This window comes from Bradyrhizobium sp. SUTN9-2 (assembly GCF_003122645.1).
GTDB lineage: Bacteria > Pseudomonadota > Alphaproteobacteria > Rhizobiales > Xanthobacteraceae > Bradyrhizobium > Bradyrhizobium yuanmingense.
In genome coordinates this window covers 6,926,261-6,948,502 of the sequence record NZ_LAXE01000001.1, presented here as the reverse complement: position 1 = coordinate 6,948,502, position 22,242 = coordinate 6,926,261, and the positions used below count along the sequence as shown (strand labels likewise).

Here is a 22,242-nt window from a genome sequence, read left to right as displayed (position 1 = left end):
ACAACAATGAAGCCGGCCGACATCCTCATCGCCGTCATGGTGGCGATCATCTGGGGGCTTGCCTTCGTGGCGAGCCGGATCGCGCTCGACGAGCTGTCGCCGGAGCTGATGACGGCGTTGCGCTTCACCATCGCCGCGGTGCCGTGCCTGTTCATTTCCAAGCCGAAGGTCGCCTGGTCACTGCTGATCGCGATCAGCTTCACGCTGTTCCTCGGCCAGTTCCTGTCTCAGGCTTACGGTATCGCCCACGGCGTGCCGGTGGGTTTGACCTCCGTCGTGGTGCAGAGCCAGGCGCTGTTCACGATCGGCTTTGCCGTGCTCGCGTTCGGTGAGCGGCCGACGCCGGTGCAGACCCTGGGGATCGTCGTTGCCGCGGCGGGCCTTTTGATGATCTGCGGCACCGTCGGCTATGATTTCAGCGTCGGCGCCTTCGCGGTTCTGATGGTCTCGCCGCTCAGCTTCGCCATCGGCAATCTGTTGCTGCGCGGCGCCCGCGGCGTGCCGATGTTCGATCTCTTCGCCTGGCTCTGCCTCGCCTCGGCCGTGCCGCTGTTCGTGCTGGCGCTGATCGCCAACGGTCCGGCGCCGACCTGGACGTCGCTGACGCACATGTCGCTCACATCGGCGCTCTGCATGCTGATGCTCGGCGGCATTTCCACCAGCATCGCCTATTGGCTATGGGGCCGCCTCTTGCGCGACTATCCGGCTGCACAAGTGGTGCCGTTCGCACTGCTGGTGCCGTTCGTGGGCTCGGCGGCCTCCAGCATCGTGTTCGGCGAACGGTTCGGGCCGCTGCGCCTCGCCGGCATGCTGACCGTGATCTTTGGGATCGCCGTGATGGTGCTGGCGAAGCGCCCGCAAGTTCTACCGAAGACTGCGTGAGGGTGATGATGACGTACTCGCTGCTCTACGCCTTCCTCGTCTTCATGGTCGTGATGTATTTCACGCCCGGGCCGAACAACATCATGCTGCTGTCCTCCGGCCTGACCTACGGCTTCCGGCGCACCATCCCGCACATCGTCGGCATCGTGCTCGGTTTCGCCTTCATGGTCGCCGCGGTCGGCCTCGGGCTCGGCTCCGTGTTCCTGGCCTATCCGATCCTCCAGACCATCCTGAAATATGCCGGTGCCGCCTATCTGATCTATCTCGCCGCTGTGATCGCCATGGCCGGTCCGGCCAAGCCGGGCGAGGAGAATGGCCGCGGCCCCATGACCTTCTGGGGCGCGGCCATGTTCCAGTGGATCAATGCCAAGGGTTGGGTGATCGTGATCGGCACCATCACTGCCTATGCGGCGATCGCCCAATTCCCGCTCAACATCGCCATTCAGACCGTGATCAGCCTCGTCGTCGGCACGGTCTCGACGGTGGTCTGGGCGCTATTCGGTACCGCATTGCGGCCGGTTCTGACTTCCGAGCGGCTGGTCCGCGCCTTCAACATCCTGATGGCGATCCTGCTGCTGGCCTCCCTCTACCCCGTTTTCATGGATGCATGATGTCGCGGATTTCCATGCAGAAACGGGTTTCCCTAAGGGCTGAAAATGCTCTAGACAGCCCCCGAAATCCGCAAATTTCACCCTTCGGACACTGACCATTGGCCGATTTCGGCCCTGAACGAGGAAACGACCTATGCGTGTTTATTACGATCGCGACGCCGACCTGAACCTGATCAAGGGCAAGAAGGTCGCCATCGTCGGCTACGGCAGCCAGGGTCACGCCCATGCGCTCAACCTGAAGGATTCCGGCGTAAAGGAAGTCGCCATTGCGCTGCGCAAGGGTTCGGCTTCGGCGAAGAAGGCGGAAGCCGCCGGCTTCAAGGTGCTGGAAGTTGCGGAAGCTGCCAAATGGGCCGACCTCGTCATGATGCTGACCCCGGACGAGCTCCAGGGCGACATCTACCGCGAGCACCTGCACGACAACATGAAGAAGGGCGCTGCCCTGGTGTTCGCGCACGGCCTCAACGTTCACTTCAACCTGCTCGATCCGCGTGCCGACCTCGACGTGCTGATGATCGCGCCGAAGGGCCCCGGCCACACCGTGCGCTCGGAATATCAGCGCGGCGGCGGCGTGCCCTGCCTGATCGCAATTGCGAAGGACGTCTCGGGCAACGCCCACGACCTCGGCCTGTCCTACGCCTCCGCCATCGGCGGCGGCCGCGCCGGCATCATCGAGACCACGTTCAAGGAAGAGTGCGAGACCGACCTGTTCGGCGAGCAGGTGGTGCTCTGCGGCGGCCTGGTCGAGCTGATCAAGGGCGGCTACGAGACCCTGGTCGAAGCCGGCTATGCGCCGGAGATGGCCTATTTCGAGTGCCTGCACGAAGTGAAGCTGATCGTCGACCTGATCTATGAAGGCGGCATCGCCAACATGAACTACTCGATCTCCAACACCGCCGAGTACGGCGAGTACGTCACCGGCCCGCGCATCATCACCGACGAGACCAAGAAGGAGATGCGCAAGGTTCTGGCCGACATCCAGGGCGGTAAGTTCGCCCGCGACTGGATGCTCGAGAACAAGGTCAACCAGACCTCGTTCAAGGCGACCCGTGCCAAGCTCGCCGAGCACCCGATCGAGGAAGTCGGCGCGAAGCTGCGCGACATGATGCCCTGGATCAAGAAGGGCGCGCTGGTCGACAAGAGCAAGAACTGACGTCTGCGCCGTCATTCCGGGTTCGCGCTCAGCGCGCGCCCCGGAATGACGAGCGAAATTCAAGCTTCGCTCGCCAAGCCAAATCTTGGACCTTGGCGGCTATGGTCGAGCGAGATCGCAAACAGCGGTCTCGCTCTTTTCGTCTCGGCGAGACATCGCTCGCTCATTCTTTCCGCGGCCTGAAGCGCAGTTGAGCGGCTCGGCTCCTGCCAAATACGGCGTCGCATCAGCTCGCCGGGACGGTCTGCCCACGCGGATCGCGGGCCATCGCAATCATGCGCAGCGCCAGCACGATGAGCAGCGGAAGCAGGAAGACGGCATAGAGCGGCATCGTCGGCACGCGCTTGCCGAACGAGACCATGAACTGGAGCCAGAGGTAATAGCCGCCCACAAGGTGCAGGGCCCGCCAGGCGCGCGGGCCGATCAGTGCGGCGGTGCGGTCGAACGATGTCGCGCCCATTGCGATGATGAAGCCGTAGCCGATGCCGCCGAAGACGTAGGAGGCTGCCGAGGTGGCCTCGGCAAATCCGGCCGGATCCATCCCGGCAAACGTCATGATCGCCGCCGCGTGGATGGCGTGGGAGGCCGCGAAGCTGAGGCCCAGATAGCGACGGTTGCGCTTCTGCCAGCGCGTCCAGGCATTGGGCCACAGCCGCGCCAGCGCCGCGGCGCTGAACGCGAGGCAGAACAACAGGAGCGAGCTTCGCGCCGTGAAGCGGATCACCGTGCGCACGCCCTCGACCTCGAACTGCCGCATCGAGGCGATCCATAGGCTGAGTGCGACGAGGCTCACGCAGAGAACGGCCAGCAGCCGCCAGCCTTCGAGCCAGCTTCGACGTTCGGACATGGCGATCTCCTCCCTATGTAATCATCGATTACATTTGGCGTTGAAGGCGCCGTCAACGGTGTAATCATTGCTTACATTCACGTTCGGGTGAGGCTAGAAAGATCCATGCCTGTCCATCAGCCGTCCAAGCCGCGCGCCCGCCGCCCTGCCACCGAAGCCCGGCCGTACCATCACGGCGACCTCCGCCGCGTGTTGATCGATGCTGCGCTGCAACTCGCAGCGGAAGGCGCCGAAGTCTCGGTGCGGGAGGCCGCGCGCCGGGCCGCGGTGTCGCCGGGGGCGCCATTCCGACACTTTCCCAACCGCGATGCGCTCATGGCGGCCGCGGCCGAGGAGGCGCAGCGGCGCTTTCGCGCCGAGATCGATGCGGCGCTGCGCGAGGCTCCGGCCGCCGACCCGCTCGCCCGCTTCCGCGCCTTCGGTCTCGCCTATTTGCGTTGGGCCATGCGCAATCCCGCGCATTTCGAGATCATCTCGACCGGGCGCTATTTTGCCCATGGCAGCTCGCCGGACCTGACACGAGACAACGCCGAGCTGATCGCGCTAACGGAGCAGATGCTGGTCGACGCGGCAGAGCAAGGCCTGCTGCGGTCGGCCGACCTCAAGCGTATCCAGGTCGCCGGGCGCGCCCTCGTCTACGGTTTCGCTCGGATGAATCTCGACGGCCATTTCCCGCGCTGGGGCGTCGGGGAGGGCGAGATCCAGCGGATGGCGGAGGGGGTGATCGACCTGTTCATCGCAGGTATCGCAAAGCCCTAGCGGGCCAGCGGCTCTGGTCGATGCCGTACGGCGCAGCCCGCTAACATTAAGCGAAGGTCGGACCGCGCCGCGCGTTGCCTCTCCTTGATCATTCCGTTACAGTTTTATGACACGGTGCAGGCTTCCGGCTGCTCCGGACGCCCTGGCTGTTTTTGGGTCGGCCAGCCAGGCTTGGCATCACCGCGCCGGACCAGAAGTTGCGTGTCGTCGATGGCGTCCGCGCCCAATCCAGGTCCTTCTGCCACGACGGCCGTGCTGGCGAGTGTCGCCGCGCTCGGCATCTGGCGGCTGCTCGCGGTTGCAGCGCCGCATCTGGCGGCACTCGCCCTGATGTACGAGACCGAGACCGATTTCGGCTCGCGCCTGTCCTTCGCGCTGGCCTGGGGCATCCTCAACTTCTTCTGGATCATGCTGCTGCGTCGTCCCGCGCTGTCGGGTGCGCTGTCGCTGACCATGGTGGTCGTGCTGGTGCTGCTGTCGCGGCTCAAGCACGACGTCGTGCAGATGACGGTCAACTTCATCGACCTGATGATGATCGACCGCGACTCCGTCGCGTTCCTGTTCACGATCTTCCCGAACTTACGCTGGTCGGTGATCCTGGCCGGTCTGGTCACGCTGCCGCTGATGTATGCGCTGTGGTGGCTCGATCCGTTCCGCATCCGCCGCCTGCCGGCGCTCGCCTGCAAGCTCGCCTGCCTTGCCGCCCTGGTCTGCTATTCGCTCTATCACCCGGACGAGGCCTGGCGCGGCTATTACGACGACGGCTATCTCTCGAAATTCTTCCGCTCGGGCGTCACGGCCGTCTCCGATTTTGCGCAATACGGCTTCATGGAGGCGTCTGCTTCGACCGGCGAGCGGCTCAACATGCCGCTGGTCGATGCCTGCCACCCGGCTGGCCGCCGGCCCAACATCATCATGATCCATGATGAATCGAGCTTCGACATCCGCGCCGCCCAGGGCATCAAGGTGCCGCCGCGCTATGGCGACTATTTCAAATCGTGGGACGGCAAGCAGCGCACGTTCCTCGCCGAGAGCAATGGCGGGCCGAGCTGGTTCACTGAGTATAACGTGCTCGCAGGGCTTTCCTCGCGTTCATTCGGCCGCTTCGCCTATTTCGTCACGCGCATCGCCTCGAACCGGGTCGAGCGCGGCCTGCCGCTGGCGCTGCGCCGCTGCGGCTATGACACGCTGTCGCTCTATCCCGCCCATGGCGGCTTCATGGGCGCGCGCAGCTTCCAGATGACGACGGGAATCGAGCGCTTCCTCGATTCCAAGGATCTGGGCGCCAAGGGTGTCGAGCCCGACAGCTTCTTCTACGACAAGGCGCTTCAGCTGATCGGCCAGCAGCCGCCGAACAAGCCGCTGTTCGCCTTCATCTATCTCGGTGCCAACCACTTCCCCTGGGAGACCCGCTTCCGTCCCGATCTGCTGCCGAATTGGCGCGCGCCGGGCAATGTGCCGTCCATCGATGAATATCTGCGCCGCCAGACTATGAGCGCCGAACAGTACAAGGCGTTCGTTGCCGGTTTGAAGAAGACCTTTCCCGGCGAGCCATTCCTGATCGTGCGCTACGGCGATCATCAGCCGGAGTTTGCGGCTGCCATCCTCGAGCCCGGGCTCGACGAGGGCGCCATCGGCAAGAAGCTCGACGCCTACGATCCGCGCCTCTACGCGACCTATTATGCCATCGACGCCATCAATTTCGAACCGGTCGGAAGCCAGGCCGTGATGGACACGATTGACGGTCCCTATCTGCCGCTGGTGGTTCAGGAAGCCGCCGGCATCCCGCTCGACCCGTCCTTTGCCGAGCAGAAGGAGATCATGCTCCGCTGCAAAGGCATCTTTTACGGCTGCAAGGATGGCGCCGAGGCGCGGCGGCTGAACCGGCTGCTGATCGACGCGGGGATGATCCGGGGGCTGTAGCCTCTCGCTTGGATCGCGGACGCAACTCTTCGACCGTCACCCCTGAGGTGCTCATCAAGCGGCGGCGGACCTACTGTTTGATCTTCTCCCACAACCACTTCGCCACAGCATCGGGCGATGAATTCGCATCATTGCCGCTGGCGCGCAGGTTCGCCTCGCGCATGGTGGCGATGTCGATCTTGCCGAGCAATGGCTTGAGCGCCGCCTGCAGTCGCTCGTCTCCGGCGCGCTTCGGCGCAAGCAGCAGGATGGCGTCATAGGGCGGGATCGCGCGTTTGGGGTCGTCGAGCGCCGTGAGCTCGTATTTGGCGATCAAGCCGTCGCTGGTGTAGCCGGCGATGACGTCGACCTCGCCGCTGGCGACGGCCGCATACATGAAGTCCGGTTGCATCTGGCGCTGGGCGCGGAACTGCAGCCCATAGGCCTTCTGCAGGGCAGCCCATTCGGGGCGTGAGAAAAACTCGTAGTCGCCGGCAATCGACAGCGTGGCCGAATGTGCGGCGAGATCTGCGACGGTTCGGATGCCGAGCGCATCGGCGCGTCGTCTTGGCATCACCAGCGCATAGGCGTTCTCGAAGCCGAGCTCGCCGAGCAGGATAATGTTGTCCTTGGCGAGCGCCGTCTTCAACTCCGCCACCAGTTCTGCGCGCGGCTTGATGTCGGTGCGATGCAGCTGGTTGGCCCAGAGCGTACCGGAATAGTCGACATAGAGATCGATGTCGCCGGCCTTCAGCGCCCCGAAGATCACGCTGGAGCCGAGGCCGGAGCGCGCGGTCGCCGCGAGGCCCGCCGCCTCGAGGCGGTCCCTCATCAACGCCGACAGGACATATTGTTCGGCGAAGGTCTTGGCGCCGACCACGTAGCCTGACGACGAGCGCCCCATGGTCGGCACCAGCGTTGCTGCGACTAGCGCCGCGATTCCGAGCGCCCCGAGGCCGCTGCGCACGCGGCTGCGGCGGCGCAGGCCGTTCTCGATCAGGCCGAGCAGCTGGTCGACCGCAAGCGCGAGCAGGGCGGAAGCCACGCAGCCAAACAGCACGAAGACCCAGTTCTGGGTCTGGAGGCCGGCAAAAATGTAATTGCCGAGGCTGGTTTGCCCGATCGGCGTCGACAGCGTCGCGGTGCCGATCACCCACACCGCCGCGGTGCGGATGCCGGCCATCATCACCGGCAGCGCGAGCGGCAGCTCGACGATCAGCAACGATTGCCGCGCGGTCATGCCGACGCCCTCGGCAGCCTCGATCAGCGCGGGATCGATGCCGTTGAGGCCGGTGATGCCGTTGCGCAGCACCGGCAGCATCGAATAGAGCGCCAGCGCCAGCATCGCCGGCAGGAAGCCAAACGCCGAAAAGGATATTCCGAACCAGGCCAGCGTGACGGATGCAGCCAGCAGCAGCAGCGGATAGAACAGCGCGAGCAGCGCCAGCCCGGGTACGGTCTGCACGATGCTGGCCAACGCGAGCAGGATGCTGCGTGGCGCCGGACGATTGCGCGTCAAGATCGCCAGCGGCAAGCTCACGGCGAGGCCAAGCGCGAGGGCGGCGAGGCTCACCCGCACATGATTGCCGAGGTAGTCCGGCAGATGCGACAGCGCCTCGCCCCAGCGCGGATCGGTGAAGAGGCTCATGCCGCACCGCCCACCGGCAGCAACGCATTCAGTCGCTCGACCTGGCGCCGCGGGGTACGCAACAGTTCGAGCACGTAATCGTCGCTGCTGCTCGAGAGCTCCGCAGCCGTACCCTGCGCGAGCAATCGTCCCCCGCGCATCACCGCGATGCGGTCGGCGAGCAGGATCGCCTCGGTCATGTCATGGGTGATCATCACGGTGGTCAGGCCGAGCTTGCGGTGCAGCGCGCGATAGTCGTCGCCGAGCGCATCGCGGGTGAGGGGATCGAGCGCGCCGAACGGCTCGTCCATAAGCACGATGCGGGGCCTTGCCGCGAGCGCCCGCGCCACGCCGACGCGCTGGCGCTCGCCGCCGGAGAGCGCCTCGGGCAGCCGGTCGCGATGCGTTGCGCGGTCGAGCTGCACCAGCTCCAGCAGCTCGTCGACGCGGCCTGCAACGGCCGCAGCCGGCTCGCCGAGCAGCTTCGGCGTGATGCCGATATTGTCGGCGACGCTCAGATGCGGAAACAGCCCGCCGCTCTGGAAGACGTAGCCGACCCGGCGCCGAAGCGCGACCGGATCGACATTCTGCACGTCCTCGCCTTCGACGGTGATGGTGCCGCTATCGGCCTCGATCAGCCGGTTGGCGAGCCGCAGCAGCGTGGTCTTGCCCGAGCCCGAGCCGCCGACGATCGCCACAAACTCGCCCGCCGCGATGTCGAGCGACACGTTATCGACGGCTGCAAGGGAGCCGAAGCGCTTGGTGACGTGCTGGTAGCTGATCGCCAGCTTGGAAGACATCGTGGGAGAGCTCTCTTTTCTCTTACCCTCCCCGAGGGGGAGGGTCGATCGCGCGCAGCGCGAGCGGGGTGGGGTGATCTGTCGACGCGGGCAGTATTCGACGCGGAGAAACCGTCACCCCACCCCGGTTCGCATTCCGCTTCGCTTCATGCGCACCGACCCTCCCCCTCCAGGGGAGGGTGAGAGCACGGCAAGTCCCCATGCGTAGCACGCTTGGCGGCTTGATTGAACTTGGCCGCACGAGCGGCTAAGGCATCGGCCTGAGTTGGAGGAAGCACATGACGACGCCCACGGCAGTGGCGCTGGAAGATGCCAAGGTTGCGTTCCGGCTGGGGGACGGCCGGGTCTATACGGCGGTGGAGAAGGCCCATCTCGCGGTGGCACAGGGCGAGTTTGTCGCCATTGTCGGGCCCACAGGGTGCGGAAAATCGACGCTGCTCAACGTCGCGGCGGGCCTGCTCAAGCCCGCCGCGGGCAGCGTCAGGATTTTCGACCAGCCATTGGCGGGGCTGAATCGGGATGCCGGCTATTTGTTCCAGGCTGATGCGCTGTTCCCCTGGAAGACTGCGCTCGACAATGTCGCGATCGGACTCGAGGTCAAGGGCACGCCGCGCACGGAGGCCTTGTCGCAGGCGCAGAAATGGTTGACCGCCGTCGGCCTCGGCGCCTTCGCGAACCGCTATCCGCACATGCTTTCGGGCGGCCAGCGCAAGCGCGTGGCGCTGGCGCAGGTGCTGATCCGCGATCCGAAGATCCTGTTGATGGATGAGCCGTTCGGGCCGCTCGATGCGCAGACGCGCCAGGTCATGGGCAATCTGCTGCTCGATCTGTGGAGTGCCGACCGCAAGGCCGTGCTGTTCGTCACCCACGATCTCGAAGAAGCCATCGCGCTCGCCGACCGCGTCGTGATCATGTCGGCGGGGCCGTCCTCGCGCATCATCGGTGACTGGCGCGTCGGCCTGGCCCGCCCGCGCGACATCTTCGAGGTGCGCCTCGACAAGGAATTCCATGCGCTCCATCGCGAGATCTGGAGCGTGCTGAAGGACGAGGTGATGAAGGGGTACGCACAGTCCACTCAGGCGGCGGAGGTGGTCTGATGTCGCGCACGACGCTGTTTGCGCTGCAGATCCTGGTCGCTGTCGTCGGCCTGGTGCTGTGGCAGGTGCTGTCGACCGTTCCCGTGTTCGGCAAGATCCTGCTGCCGCCGTTCTTCTTTTCCAACCCGTTGGACGTGTTCAGCCAGATCGTGAAATGGTTCGCCTCCGGCGTGATCTGGAAGCACCTCGGCATCACGCTCGCGGAATCGATCCTCGCCTTCGTGATCGGATCGCTTGGCGGCGTCCTGGTCGGCTTCTGGTTCGCGCGCCAGCCGCTGGTCGCCGCGGTGTTCGACCCCTATGTGAAGATGGTCAACGCCCTGCCGCGTGTCGTGCTGGCGCCGATCTTCGCGCTGTGGCTCGGGCTCGGCATCTGGTCCAAGGTCGCGCTCGGCGTCACCCTGGTGTTCTTCATTGTCTTCTTCAACGTCTATCAGGGCGTCAAGGAGGTCAGCCGGACCGTGCTCGACAACGGCCGCATGCTCGGCATGAGCGAGCGGCAGCTGATGCAGCATGTCTATTGGCCGTCGGCGCTGTCGTGGATGTTCTCGTCGCTTCATACCTCCGTCGGCTTCGCCGTGGTCGGCGCGGTGGTCGGCGAATATCTGGGATCGGCGGCCGGGCTCGGCTATCTGATCCAGCAGGCCGAGGGCATCTTCGATGTCGCCGGCGTGTTCGCCGGCATGTTCGTGCTGTCGGCCTTCGTCATCCTGATCGATTTCGGCGTCACCTTGGTGGAGCGGCGCCTCCTGGTGTGGCGGCCGGCCGCGTCGGACGGGCGGGGGTAGGAAGCAGGTCTATTTTGATCGCGTCGATGCGATCGCGGACGTGTGTTGGGCACCGCTATTGCGCCGAGGGGCTGATGGCCAGCCCGCTCAGGCGGAGCTTCTCAAGCCAGGCCCGCTGCTCTATGGTGCCGGCGGCCGAACGGAGGAAACCAATGAAGAACACGATTGCCAGGCTCGCCGGCGCACTGCTCGCGCTGACGCTCACCACCTCGCTTGCCGCGGCGCAAAGCAAGGTCACCATCGCGGTCGGCGGCGGCTCCTGCCTGTGCTATCTGCCGACGGTATTGGCCAAGCAGCTCGGCGAATACGAGAAGGCCGGCGTCAGTGTCGAGCTCGTCGACCTCAAGGGCGGCTCGGATGCGCTCAAAGCCGTGCTCGGCGGCAGCGCCGACGTGGTCTCCGGCTATTTCGACCATTGCGTCAACCTCGCCGCCAAGAAGCAGGAGCTGCAATCCTTCGTGGTCTATGACCGCTATCCCGGCCTCGTCCTGGTGGTCGCGCCCTCGCGCACCAACGACATCAAGTCGGTCAAGGATCTCGCCGGCAAGAAGGTCGGCGTCAGTGCGCCCGGCTCCTCCACCGACTTCTTCCTGAAATACATGCTCAAGAAGAACGGGCTCGATCCCACCAGCGTCGCCGTGATCGGGGTGGGCCTCGGCGCCACTGCGGTGGCCGCAATGGAGCAGGGCCAGATCGACGCGGCGGTGATGCTCGATCCGTCCGTGACCGTGCTGCAGGGCAGCCACAAGGATCTGCGTATCCTCTCGGACACCCGTACCCAGAAGGACACGCTGGAGACGTTCGGCGGCGAATATCCGGGCGGCGCGCTGTATTCGACCGTGGCCTGGATCAACGGCCATGAGAAGGAGGCGCAGGCGCTCACCAATGCGATCCTCGCCACGCTCGCCTGGATCCATTCGCATACGCCGGAGGAGATCATGGCGAAGATGCCCGAGCAAACCGTCGGCAAGAACAAGGACCTCTATCTTGCCGCACTGAAGAATACGATCCCGATGTATTCCGAGACCGGCAAGATGGACCCGAAGGGCGCCGACGCCGTGCTTGCAGTGTTCAGCGTCGGCTCGCCCGAGGTGGCGAACGCCAAGATCGACGTCAGCAAGACCTTCACCAACAAATTCGTCGAGCAGGCCAAGAAGACCACCGGGAGCGTCAAATAGCCGACGCGAAGGCGTGGTAACCGACCCGTCATGAAGTCTCCGGTCATTCATCGCGTCGCGACGCTCGATCTTGCCGTGCGGCCGATCGTCTGGCCGTTCGCCGAGGAGCGCCGCGCCGAGATCGCGGCGCATTTCGCCGAGAAGCAGCGCGAGCGGCCGAAGATCTGGAACGGCCGCATCCTGCTCGGGCGCGACGCTGTGTTCAGCGACGGTTACCTGAGGGCGACCTATTTCGAGACCGATTTCGCAAGCTTTCTCGCCTGGCGCGACTGGGGCTTTCCCGACAAGGCCGTGTTCAACGGCTTTGGCATGGGCGCGTTGCGCGCCTCCGACGGCACCTTCATCATGGGCGAGATGGCGCCCCACACCGCCAATGCGGGCCGCATCTATTTCCCCTCGGGAACGCCTGATCTCGACGACGTCAGGGACGGCGCGCTCGACATCCCCGGCAGCGTCGTCCGCGAGCTCGGCGAGGAGACCGGCCTGACCGCGGCCGATTATCGGATCCAGCCCGGCTGGCATTGCGTGGTTACCGGCCCCACGATCGCAATGTTGCAGGTCATCAACCTGGACATGCCGGGCGATGCGGCCCGCGCCAGGATCGAAGCCAACCTTGCGCGCGAGATCGAGCCGGAGCTGTCCGCCATTCATCTCGTGCGCGGGACCAGCGATCTCAGGCCGTCCATGCCGCGATTTGTCACGGCCTTCGTCGAGCAGCAGTTCGCAGCGCGCTGATGCGCGAGGCTTGACATCGCCGCGCGCAGCCCATGTGATGGGCCGAAGAATTGCACCAAGAATGCAATGCACAAATCGTCCAGGGAGGTTTTGATGCGCCTGCGCATGGCTGCCCGCTTGGTACGTGGGCTGTTGGTCGCGATATCAGCGACGGGCTTGGCGGTGTCTGCCGCGGCTCAAGAGAAGAAGCTCAAGATCGGCGTCATCTACGATCTGACCGGCCCGCTCGCCGGCGGCGGTTCGGAGCTGCAATATACCGGCGCAAGGATCATGCTGGATCAGTACAGCGCGAAAGACGTCGAAGGCTACAAGATCGAGGCGATCTATGCCGATGCTCAGAGCAAGCCGGATATCGCCATCAATGAAGCGATCCGTTTGATCGAGCAGGAAAAGGTCGACATGCTGCTCGGCTTCTTCTCCTCGGCGCAATGCGTGCCGGTGGCAGCGCGGGTCGAGCAGCTGAAGAAGTTCATGTGGATCACGACCTGCATTTCGTCGGCAGTGCTGGAGAACAAGAACTACAAATACGTGTTTCGACCGCAGGCCTCCGGCGACCAGTTCGGCATGATGACGATGGACTTCATCGCGCAGAATGCGAAGGAAAAGCTGGGCAAGGACCCGAAGGACCTGCGGGTCGCCATCATCCACGAGGACGGCGCCTACGGCGTCGACGTTGCCAAAGGCAACGAGGCCGGTGCCAAGAAGGCCGGCTTCAACATCGTGCTCAGAGAGGGCTATTCGGCGACGGCCCCGGATCTGTCTGCGTTGGTCACCAAGCTGAAGCGGGCCAAGCCGGATGTGGTATTCCATACCGGCTATAATCCCGACATCACCCTGTTGCTCCGGCAAGCCCGCGAACAGGGGCTGAAGTTCGGCGCATTGGTAGGACATGGCGCCGGCTACGGGGTCTATGAGAAGCTGAAGGAAGGCCTGGGCGCCGACGTAAACTATGTCTTCAACACCGATCCGATCTCGATCTGGCTCGCCAACCAGAAGAGCATGGATCCGAAGCTGCCGCCGATCATCAAGGCGGTCGGCGAGGAGTTCGACAAGCGCAAGCCGGGTGTCGCCATCCGTTCGGCCCATGTCGGCATGGCTGCGTCCAACACCTATTTGTTCCTGAACGACGTGCTGCCGCGAGCGATCAAGAAGTATGGCGGCGTAGATCCCGACTCCCTGCGCAAGGCAGCACTGGACACCGACATACCCGAAGGCGGCACCATGCTCGGCTTCGGCGTCAAATTCCACGGCGAGGGTTCGCCAATGGCCGGCCAGAACGAGCGCTCGTTCCCGGTCGTGATCCAATACGTCGACGACAAGTCCTATGTGGTGTGGCCCAAGAGCCAGGCGCAGCGCGAGGCCGTGCTGCCGCTGCCCAAGGGCACCACCTATAGCAACCAATAGCGGGGTTCTGCGGTGTTGGAAGTCAGCGGATTGGTGAAGCGGTTTGGCGGCTTCACCGCCGTGAACAACGTCTCGTTCCGGGTCGATCAGGGTGAGATCCTCGGCCTGATCGGTCCCAACGGCTCGGGCAAGAGCACGATCTTCAACATGCTGTCCGGCACGCTGGCGCCGACCTCCGGATCGATCCTGTTCGCCGGGCACGAGATTGCGGGCCTTGCGCCGCACCGGATCATCAACAGCGGCATCGGGCGAACCTTTCAGATCCCGCGGCCGTTCCGCCGCCTCAGCATTTTCGAGAACGTTGCGCTTGCCGGCTTCTACGGCCAGGGCCGCCACAGCCGCGCCAAGGCGGAGGAGGCGGCCGAGCGGTCGCTGGCGATGGTCGGCCTGCCGACCGATCGCCATGCTAGCGTCGATGGGCTTGGCGCAGCGGGGCTGAAGAAGCTGGAGCTGGCGAAGGCGCTCGCCACCGCGCCAAAGCTATTGCTCGCCGACGAGAGCCTCGGCGGTCTCGACGAGGCCGAGATGGACCAGGCTGCGGACATGCTGCGCAACATCCGCGACGAGCTCGGCATCACCATCATCTGGGTCGAGCACATCATGGGCGTCCTGATGCGCGTGGTCGACCGCGTCATGGTGCTCGATCACGGCGAGAAGATCTCGGAAGGCCTGCCGAGCGCGGTCGCGGGCGATCCGCGCGTCATCGAGGTCTATCTCGGCACCGACGCCGAGACCACGCAGGCCGCGGCCGCCGAAGCGCGCCGCCGCGCAGGGGGCTAGGTGATGCTGGAGCTTCGCGGCCTCAATGCCGGCTATGGCACCTTCCAGGCGCTGTTCGACGTCAACCTCGACGTGAAGGGCGGCGAAGCCGTCGGCGTCATCGGCCCCAACGGCGCCGGCAAGACCACCCTGATGCGCGTCATCTCCGGCCTGATCCGTCCCTCGCGCGGATCGATCAGGATGGAGGGCGTTGACCTCGTCGCGACGCCGTCGCACAAGATCGTCAGCCTCGGCATTGCGCATGTGCCGGAGAACCGGCGGCTGTTTTCGCAGCTCACGGTCGACGACAATCTCAAGATGGGCGCCTTCATGAAGGAGGCGCGGGACCACTACGCCGAGCGGCTGGAGGTGGTGTTCGACCTGTTCCCCCGCCTGAAGGAACGCCGTCACCAGATGGCCGGAACCATGTCCGGCGGCGAGCAGCAGATGTGCGCCATCGGCCGCGCGATGATGTCCAATCCGAAACTGTTGCTGCTCGACGAACCCTCGGCGGGGCTCGCGCCGGTGGTGGTGCAGCAGGTGTTCGAGTTGGTGAAGCGGATCCGTGCCAGCGGGCTGACGGTGCTGATCGTCGAGCAGAACGTGCAGCAGGTGCTGAAGGTGGTCGACCGCGCCTATCTGATCGAGGCGGGCACGATCCGCGCCTCCGGCACCTCGGCCGAGATGCTGGCGAGCGACACGGTCAAGGAAGCTTATCTCGGGGTGTGATGGGCATGCAGGCCTTCCTGGACGTATTCGACATCTACCTGCTGGAGGCCGTCATCAACGGCATCCTGCTCGGCGGCGTGCTGGCGCTGCTTGCGCTGGGGCTCAACCTGATCTTCGGCGTCATCGACGTGACCTGGATCTGCTACGCCGAGCTCGTCATGATCGGCATGTACGGCATGTATTTCATGGTGCAGTATTACGGCGTCAGCTATTTCGTCGCTGCCCCGCTCACTATCCTGCTGGTCGCCGTGCTTGGTGCGGCGCTGCACTACCTCGTCATTGCGCCGCTGCTGACCGCGCCACCGATCAACCAGCTGCTCGCGACCGGCGGGGTGCTGTTCGTGCTGCAGAGCTTTGCCACCGTGGCCTTCGGCATCGACTTCCGCAATCTCGGCATCCGCCTGCCGGTGCTCGCCTTCGGCGACATGAATTTCAGCTACGCACGACTGCTTTCGTTCGCCGCCGCGCTGGTCGGCATGGTCGCGGTCTATCTGTTCATGACGCGCACCTTCACCGGCACTGCGATCCGCGCCATCTCACAGGACCGGCAGATCATGGCGCTGATGGGCGTCGACACCAAGCGGATCTACTTGATCACGTCGGCGCTCGGCGGCGCGCTCGCCGGCCTCGCGGCCTGCCTTCTGGTGCTGCAATACGACGTGCATCCCTTCGTCGGTCTGTCCTTCGGGCCGATCACCTTCCTGATCTGCGTGCTCGGCGGCCTCGGCAATTTCATCGGCGGGTTCATCGCCGCCTTCGTGTTCGCCGAGATCATCTCGCTCGGGGGCCTGTTCTCCGACCTCGAATGGGGCTATGTGCTCGCCTTCGCGTTCTTCATCGTCATGATGTTCATCCGGCCCGCGGGCCTGCTTGCGAGGCGCCGATGATGGGGCAGGGGCGGCTTGCTGCATGGGGCGTGGGGCTGGCGGCGCTGGTCGCGCTGCCCTTCGTCTATCGCGATCCCTATCATCTGCACATCCTGGTGCTGATCCTGATCTGGTCGTTCGCCTATACGTCCTGGTCGATGATGGGGAGGTTCGGCCTCGTCTCGCTCGGCCATGGCGGCTTCATGGGGATCGGCGCTTACGTTACGGCGCTGTTGTGGAATCACGCAGGATTGTCGCCCTGGATCGGCATTCCCATCAGCATGGCGGCGGCCGGCGCGCTGGCGATGATCGTCGGCTACCCCTGCTTCCGCTTTCGCATCACAGGGCATTATTTCGTGCTGGTGACGCTGGCGCTGTCAGGCATCGTGCTCCAGGTCATCACCGCGACGCGCGACTATACCGGCGGCTCGCTCGGCTACACCCCGAACCGCGCGTCCGGCAACAGGCTGCTGGCGCTGCAATTCGACGACAAGACCACCTGGTACTTGATCGCGCTTGCGGTCTGGCTGTTCGGCATCGTGGTCTGGCACTGGGTCGACCGCAGCATGGCGCGTTATGCGCTGGAGGCGATCTCCGAGGACGAGGACGCCGCCGCCGCGGCCGGTGTCGACGTCACCGCCGAGAAGCTGAAGATCACGCTGCTCAGCGCGTTGATGACGGCTCTGGCGGGTGCGATCTACTGCCAGTACCAGATGTTCATCACGCCCGACACGGTCAGCGGCATCGCAGTCTCGCTGCAGATGGTGTTCGCCGCGATCGTCGGCGGCCTGTTCGTCTCGCTCGGTCCGACCGTCGGCGCCATCATCACCATCCTGCTGGCGGAGACGCTGCGCATCGGTTTCGGCACCAAGGCGGTCGGCTGGGACAACCTCGTCTACGGCGTGCTGCTCGTGCTTTTCATCATATTCCTTCCCAAGGGCATCCTTGGTAGCTTGCTCGACCGATTGAAGTTGCAACGCAAGGTGCCCCGCGCTCATGAGCAAAAAGCCGTCCAAGTCGCTCGCCCAGGAGCTTGACCGCTACATCACGCCGTTTCGCTACGATGGCTCGGGCAAGTTTCACCTCAAGGACCACAAGACCGACGAGAGGGGCGATCTCGACAAGGAGAAGGCGCTCGCGATCCTCGACGCCAACAAGAAGCGGCTGATCGCGTTTCAGGAGAAGCTCTACGCGCAGGACCGCTGGTCGCTCCTGATCGTATTCCAGGCGATGGACGCCGGCGGCAAGGATTCTGCGATCAAGGCGATCTTCGAGGGCATCAATCCGCAGGGCTGCGAGGTCACGGCTTTCAAGGCGCCGAGCAGCAAGGAGCTCGACCACGACTTCCTCTGGCGTCATGCGGTCGCGCTGCCCGAGCGCGGCCATATCGGCATCTTCAACCGATCGCATTACGAGGAATGCCTGGTGACGCGCGTACACCCGGAGATTCTCGCGAAGCAGAAGCTGCCGCCAAGGCTCGTCACCAAGTACATCTGGAAGGAGCGGTTCGAGGACATCTCCGCCTTCGAGCGCTATCTCTGCCGTAACGGCACCGTGGTGCTGAAGTTCTTCCTCAACCTGTCCAAGGAAGAGCAGCGCGAGCGCTTCCTCGCGCGGCTGGAGGATCCGGCCAAGCAGTGGAAGTTCTCCATGGACGACATCAGGGAGCGTGCGCTGTGGCCACGCTACCAGGCGGTCTACCAGGACATCGTCCGGCACACCGCGACCTCCCATGCGCCCTGGTACGTCGTGCCCGCCGACCACAAATGGTTCGCCCGCGTCGTGATCGGCTCGGTGATCAATGCCGAGCTGGAAAAGCTCGACCTGCGCTTCCCCCGCGCCGACAAGGCCTCGCTGGAGGAGTTCAAGCAGGTGCGCAAGGCGCTGGAGAAAGAAGGGACGGGAGGCAAGAGGCAAGCAAAGTGACAGCCGGCGGGACCACGAACTGCAAGAACGTCAACTTCGCGCTCCAGGGCGGCGGCGCGCACGGCGCTTTCGTGTGGGGCGTGCTCGACCAGGTGCTCGAGGACGGCAGGCTCGCGATCGAGGCGATCAGCGCGACCAGTGCCGGCGCGATGAATGCGGTGGCGATGGCCTCCGGCATGGCGAATGGAGGCGCGGAGGCCGCGCGGGAGAGCCTGCACGCATTCTGGTACGAAGTCTCGCGCATGGACATGGCGTACGATCTGATGTCGCCGCTGAACCAGTGGATCCAGGCCCTGAAGCTGCCGCCGGAGTATCATCCGGTCCACGCCTTCATCCACACGCTGACGCACACGCTGCCGCCGAACCTGCTCAATCCCTTTCATTTCAATCCGCTCCGCGCGCTGCTGCAGCGCGTGATCGATTTCGACCGGCTCAATTCCTCGCCCGAGGCGCCTCAGCTGTTTCTGAACGCCACCAACGTCCGCACCGGCAAGATCAAGGTGTTCCAGAGCCCGCTGCTCACGGCGGACACCGTGCTCGCGTCGGCCTGCCTGCCGCCCTATTTCCAGGCCGTCGAGATCGATGGCGAGCATTACTGGGACGGCGGCTATCTCGGCAATCCCGCGATCTATCCGTTGATCTACCGCAAGGGCAGTCACGACGTCGTCATCGTGCAGGTGACGGCGATCCGGCGCGACGAGCTGCCGGCCAGTGCCGCCGATGTCCTCCACCGCATCAACGAGATCAGCTTCAATTCGTCCTTGATGCGCGAGATGCGCGCGATCGCTTTCGCCACCCGGCTGATCGACGACGGCGAGCTCGACAGCAACAAGCACAGCCGCATGTACATGCATTGGATCGGCAACGACGCGTTGATGTCGCAGCTCGGCACGGCCACGCAGTTTCACCCCGAATGGACCCTGTTGTGCCGCCTGCGCGATGAGGGCCGCGCGGCGGCGCGCGACTGGCTGGCGCGAAACTTCGACCAGATCGGAAAGGCCTCGACGGTCGACCTCGCGGAGATGTTTCTCTAAATGGCCGGGTGGCCATCGAGCAAAAGTGTGAAAACAACCCCATGCACAGTAGCCGGGCATAGCGGAATCAATGGCTTATCGGCTCTCATCATTCGCGATGCGGATTTCACGAAATTCGTTTGCATCGTCGGGCAAAACAGGTGCATGATGTCACCATGCCGGCCGTCTTCGGAAATCCCTCACCTCGCGCGGAAGCGATTTGCACAGCGGAACTCGGATCGTCAAATGTGATCGTCAGATCATTGATCCCGCTTGACAGTTTTGTGTCGCAGGGGGACCATGCCCATGGTCGCCAACAAGCGACGCGCAACGTCCACCTCATGAGCAAGGGGAGGTCTATGACACCACCTCCGCAAATCCAGCCGCGTTAATTGCGATGGAGCTCGTTCGGACTATCGCATAGCGGCGGAAAACCGCGAACGGCACGCCGGGACAAGGTTTAGCGGGCTGCATCAGTGAGGCAAAGCCCCTACCTTCCCGGCGCTGTATTTTGATCGTGTCGGATGGCCGTGAAGGCCGCCGCACCAATTTTTTTGACACCCCGCTCGTCTCAATCCTGCTGGTCGATCCGCAAACGGGTCTTTGCGCGCACTGACGGGACATCAGCTCCCGATCCTGCATTGCGGCAAATGCCAAGAGAATGTCGTCCCAAAGGCCAACTTCCGACACAGGCGGGGGGCGAATAGCGCCGATCCGACATGACGGATGTGCTTCGGCGGGGGCGGTCACGACACCTGCGAGCACATTCACTTTTCCAGGGAATGTGCGTGTCGCAAAAGCTTGTCCCGGCGCTTCTCGCCGCTCTTTTCCTTGCAATCTCTTCTCTCTCCTGCGCCCGCGCCGATGCGCCGGCCGCGAACGGTGCCGCGGCGCTATCGCCGGACGAGGCGAAGCGTGCGTTGGACACGCTTCAGGACGACAAGAAGCGCGCGCAGATGATCGATACGCTCCGTGCAATCGCCAACGCGTCTGGTCCGCAACAGGCCGCGCCGCAGCCGAATTCGCCGATCCCGCTTTCGGCCGACGGCCTCGGTGCGCAGCTCATGCTGACGGTCTCGGAGGAGATCGGCGAAATCTCGCGTGAGATCGCCGGCATCGCGCGGACGCTCACGCATTTTCCGGCGTTCTACTACTGGATCGTGCGCACCGCGAACGATCCCGCGGCTTACAATCTTCTGATCGAGATCGCCTGGAAGCTGGCGCTGGTGCTCGGCTGCGCCCTCTTGGCCGAATGGGTGATCTTCCGCCTGATCCGCCGGCCGGTCGCGTTCCTGGAGGGACGCGTGCCGCAAACCGCGCGCCTGCCGGCACCCGCGTTGCCGCTTGCCGATCCGCCGTCGTCAGTCGCCGACGTTACGCCTGCACCTGAAATGCAGGAGCGACGCCACAGCCTTGCGCGGGTCTGGCAGATCATGCTGCGCCTGCCCTTCGTGCTCGGGCGTTTCGTGCTCGAGCTGCTTCCCGTGCTCGTCTTCGTCGGCGTCGCCACCGCGCTGCTCGGGACGGAGATTGGAGAACCGACAACCGTCCGCCTCGTGATCCTCGCCGTCGTCAACGCCTATGCGTTCTCGCGCGGGCTCATCTGCCTGGTCCGGGCGCTGGCGGGGCCGTTCGGCTTGTTTCCGGTGCGCGCGGAGACCGCCGCCTATGTCGAGATCTGGGCACGCCGCATCGTCGGCGTCGGCGTCTCCGGCATCGCCTTTGCCAATGTGGCGCTGCTGCTCGGCCTGCACCGCGCCGGCTACGCCGCGCTGCTGCGCATGGTGATGCTGGTCGTGCACCTCTTCATCGCCGTCATCGTCCTGCAATGCCGCCGCCAGGTCGCCGATGCCATCCGCGCCCCGGCCGAGCGGCAGGGGATCGCGGCTCGTTTGCGCAACCGCGTCGCCGGCGGCTGGCACTATCTTGCCATCGCGCTCGACCTCGCGCTCTGGGCGGTGTGGGCGCTCAACATCCGCAACGGCTATTCGCTGCTGCTGCAATATTTCGTCGGCACCATCGCAGTGGCGCTGGTCGCACGTGTCGTCATCATGCTGACGCTGAGCCTGATCGATCGCGGTTTCCGCATCAAGCCGGAGATCCTCCAGCGCTTTCCCGGCCTCGAGATCCGTGCCAACCGCTATCTGCCGCTGCTCCGCAGGATCGTATCCGGCGTGATCGCCTTCATCGGTTTCGTGGCGGTGCTCGAGGTCTGGGGCGTGGACGCGATCGTCTGGTTCTATGGCGGCCAGATCGGCAGCCGGCTGATCTCGGCCGTGGTGACCATTGGCCTTGCCGTGCTCATCGCCGCGGCGATCTGGGAAGCCAGCAATGCGCTCCTAGACCGCCAGATCAATACGCTGTCGCGGGACGGGCACTATGCCCGCGCCGCGCGGTTGCGCACCTTCCAGCCGATGCTGCGCACAGCGCTGCTCTGCCTGATCGCGACAATCGTCGGCCTCACCGCGCTCAGCGAGATCGGCGTCAACGTCGCGCCGCTGCTGGCGGGCGCCGGCATCGTCGGCATTGCGATCGGCTTCGGCTCGCAGAAGCTGGTGCAGGATCTCATCACCGGCCTGTTCCTGCTGCTGGAGAATACGGTGCAGGTCGGCGACAGCGTCAGCGTGTCGGGGTTGTCGGGCGTCGTCGAGAACGTCTCGATCCGCACCATCCGTCTGCGCGCGGGCGACGGAGCCGTGCACATCGTGCCGTTCAGCGCAGTCACGACCATCACCAATGCCAGCCGCGGCGCCGGCAACGCTTCGGTCAGCGTCAACGTCGCCTACAAGGAAGACACCGACCGCGCCGGCCAGATCCTCAAGGACATCGTCGATGAGATGCGCCGTGAAGCGGACTTCCGCGCGCTCATCCGCGGCGACCTCGAGTTGTGGGGCGTCGACAAAGTCGATGGCGCGATGGTGTCGATCGTCGGGCAGATCCGCTGCACCGAGGCCGGCCGCTGGCCGGTCCAGCGCGAATTCAACCGCCGCATGAAGCTGCGCTTCCAGCAGAACGGGATCGAGGTCGCATCGCCGGTGCAGACCATCCTGATGCACATCGCGCCGCCGGCGGACAGCGCTGCCAATCTGACGCCCCGGCGGGCGGCGGGATAAGCAGTCCCAAATTCCGGCCTGCCTTTATTTGGGTCCGCCAACGCGCGCCCCGG

20 protein-coding genes are annotated in these 22,242 nt (G+C 64.6%); 17 read left to right on the top strand and 3 right to left on the bottom strand.

From position 1 onward, the window contains the following. The first annotated feature begins 6 nt into the window (after positions 1 to 6). From XF30_RS32225 to ilvC, 3 genes are all read left to right on the top strand, one after another. Entirely contained in the window at positions 7 to 882 is an 876-nt protein-coding gene (locus XF30_RS32225) for an EamA family transporter (RefSeq protein ID WP_036025003.1), read from the top strand. A gap of 8 nt (positions 883 to 890) precedes the next feature. Next, the gene (locus XF30_RS32220; protein ID WP_036006650.1) at positions 891 to 1,493 is read left to right on the top strand and encodes a LysE family translocator; all 603 of its coding nucleotides are present in this window, start codon (positions 891 to 893) and stop codon (positions 1,491 to 1,493) included. Between the two features lie 133 nt (positions 1,494 to 1,626). Next, on the top strand, positions 1,627 to 2,646 hold the full coding sequence (ilvC, locus tag XF30_RS32215; RefSeq protein WP_036006621.1) for a ketol-acid reductoisomerase: 1,020 nt from the start codon (positions 1,627 to 1,629) through the stop codon (positions 2,644 to 2,646). Positions 2,647 to 2,872: 226 nt separating this feature from the next. On the opposite strand, the gene XF30_RS32210 is transcribed toward ilvC, so the two are convergent. Continuing rightward, positions 2,873 to 3,493: a hypothetical protein gene (locus tag XF30_RS32210; protein WP_109144925.1), complete on the bottom strand. Its 621-nt coding sequence runs from the start codon at positions 3,491 to 3,493 to the stop codon at positions 2,873 to 2,875. 105 nt (positions 3,494 to 3,598) lie between these two features. Between XF30_RS32210 and XF30_RS32205 the strand changes: the two genes are divergently transcribed. After that, complete coding sequence (locus XF30_RS32205; protein ID WP_225173547.1) at positions 3,599 to 4,252, top strand: TetR/AcrR family transcriptional regulator; 654 nt, start codon at positions 3,599 to 3,601, stop codon at positions 4,250 to 4,252. A 210-nt stretch (positions 4,253 to 4,462) separates the two neighbouring features. Beyond that, positions 4,463 to 6,175 (top strand): sulfatase-like hydrolase/transferase, encoded by a 1,713-nt coding sequence (locus XF30_RS32200; RefSeq protein ID WP_109144923.1) that lies wholly within the window; start codon positions 4,463 to 4,465, stop codon positions 6,173 to 6,175. Between the two features lie 70 nt (positions 6,176 to 6,245). Here XF30_RS32200 and XF30_RS32195 read toward each other — a convergent pair whose 3' ends face one another. Together XF30_RS32195 and XF30_RS32190 are read right to left on the bottom strand one after the other, a co-directional pair. Next, on the bottom strand, positions 6,246 to 7,802 hold the full coding sequence (locus XF30_RS32195; protein WP_109144922.1) for an ABC transporter permease/substrate-binding protein: 1,557 nt from the start codon (positions 7,800 to 7,802) through the stop codon (positions 6,246 to 6,248). Next, entirely contained in the window at positions 7,799 to 8,581 is a 783-nt protein-coding gene (locus XF30_RS32190; RefSeq protein ID WP_109144921.1) for an ATP-binding cassette domain-containing protein, read from the bottom strand. The genes XF30_RS32195 and XF30_RS32190 overlap by 4 nt, the downstream gene beginning before the upstream one ends. A gap of 278 nt (positions 8,582 to 8,859) precedes the next feature. Here XF30_RS32190 and XF30_RS32185 point away from each other — a divergent pair, with 278 nt between their 5' ends. From XF30_RS32185 to XF30_RS32130, 12 genes are all read left to right on the top strand, one after another. Next, positions 8,860 to 9,678, top strand: a complete 819-nt coding sequence (locus tag XF30_RS32185) for an ABC transporter ATP-binding protein (protein ID WP_036006639.1) — start codon at positions 8,860 to 8,862, stop codon at positions 9,676 to 9,678. Next, positions 9,678 to 10,466, top strand: coding sequence for an ABC transporter permease (locus tag XF30_RS32180; protein ID WP_036006641.1), 789 nt, complete (start codon positions 9,678 to 9,680; stop codon positions 10,464 to 10,466). Before XF30_RS32185 ends, XF30_RS32180 begins: the two co-directional genes overlap by 1 nt. Before the next feature lie 152 nt (positions 10,467 to 10,618). Next, complete coding sequence (locus XF30_RS32175) at positions 10,619 to 11,644, top strand: ABC transporter substrate-binding protein (protein WP_036006644.1); 1,026 nt, start codon at positions 10,619 to 10,621, stop codon at positions 11,642 to 11,644. A gap of 30 nt (positions 11,645 to 11,674) precedes the next feature. Next, positions 11,675 to 12,379 (top strand): hypothetical protein, encoded by a 705-nt coding sequence (locus XF30_RS32170; protein WP_036006647.1) that lies wholly within the window; start codon positions 11,675 to 11,677, stop codon positions 12,377 to 12,379. 93 nt (positions 12,380 to 12,472) lie between these two features. Next, on the top strand, positions 12,473 to 13,783 hold the full coding sequence (locus XF30_RS32165; protein ID WP_036037487.1) for an ABC transporter substrate-binding protein: 1,311 nt from the start codon (positions 12,473 to 12,475) through the stop codon (positions 13,781 to 13,783). A gap of 12 nt (positions 13,784 to 13,795) precedes the next feature. Further along, complete coding sequence (locus XF30_RS32160; protein ID WP_036037489.1) at positions 13,796 to 14,563, top strand: ABC transporter ATP-binding protein; 768 nt, start codon at positions 13,796 to 13,798, stop codon at positions 14,561 to 14,563. A gap of 3 nt (positions 14,564 to 14,566) precedes the next feature. Next, positions 14,567 to 15,271: an ABC transporter ATP-binding protein gene (locus XF30_RS32155; RefSeq protein ID WP_109144920.1), complete on the top strand. Its 705-nt coding sequence runs from the start codon at positions 14,567 to 14,569 to the stop codon at positions 15,269 to 15,271. A gap of 5 nt (positions 15,272 to 15,276) precedes the next feature. Next, a complete protein-coding gene (locus XF30_RS32150) occupies positions 15,277 to 16,158 on the top strand; it encodes a branched-chain amino acid ABC transporter permease (RefSeq protein WP_109145936.1) in 882 nt (293 codons plus the stop codon). Then, positions 16,155 to 17,174, top strand: coding sequence for a branched-chain amino acid ABC transporter permease (locus XF30_RS32145; RefSeq protein ID WP_036025024.1), 1,020 nt, complete (start codon positions 16,155 to 16,157; stop codon positions 17,172 to 17,174). Before XF30_RS32150 ends, XF30_RS32145 begins: the two co-directional genes overlap by 4 nt. Continuing rightward, positions 17,134 to 18,063: a polyphosphate kinase 2 family protein gene (locus XF30_RS32140; protein WP_109144919.1), complete on the top strand. Its 930-nt coding sequence runs from the start codon at positions 17,134 to 17,136 to the stop codon at positions 18,061 to 18,063. The genes XF30_RS32145 and XF30_RS32140 overlap by 41 nt, the downstream gene beginning before the upstream one ends. Then, a complete protein-coding gene (locus tag XF30_RS32135; protein ID WP_109144918.1) occupies positions 18,060 to 19,097 on the top strand; it encodes a patatin-like phospholipase family protein in 1,038 nt (345 codons plus the stop codon). The genes XF30_RS32140 and XF30_RS32135 overlap by 4 nt, the downstream gene beginning before the upstream one ends. 767 nt (positions 19,098 to 19,864) lie before the next feature. Beyond that, positions 19,865 to 22,189 carry a mechanosensitive ion channel domain-containing protein gene (locus XF30_RS32130; RefSeq protein ID WP_036006674.1) on the top strand — a complete coding sequence of 775 codons (2,325 nt, stop codon included), beginning with the start codon at positions 19,865 to 19,867 and terminating at the stop codon, positions 22,187 to 22,189. Positions 22,190 to 22,242 lie beyond the last annotated feature (53 nt).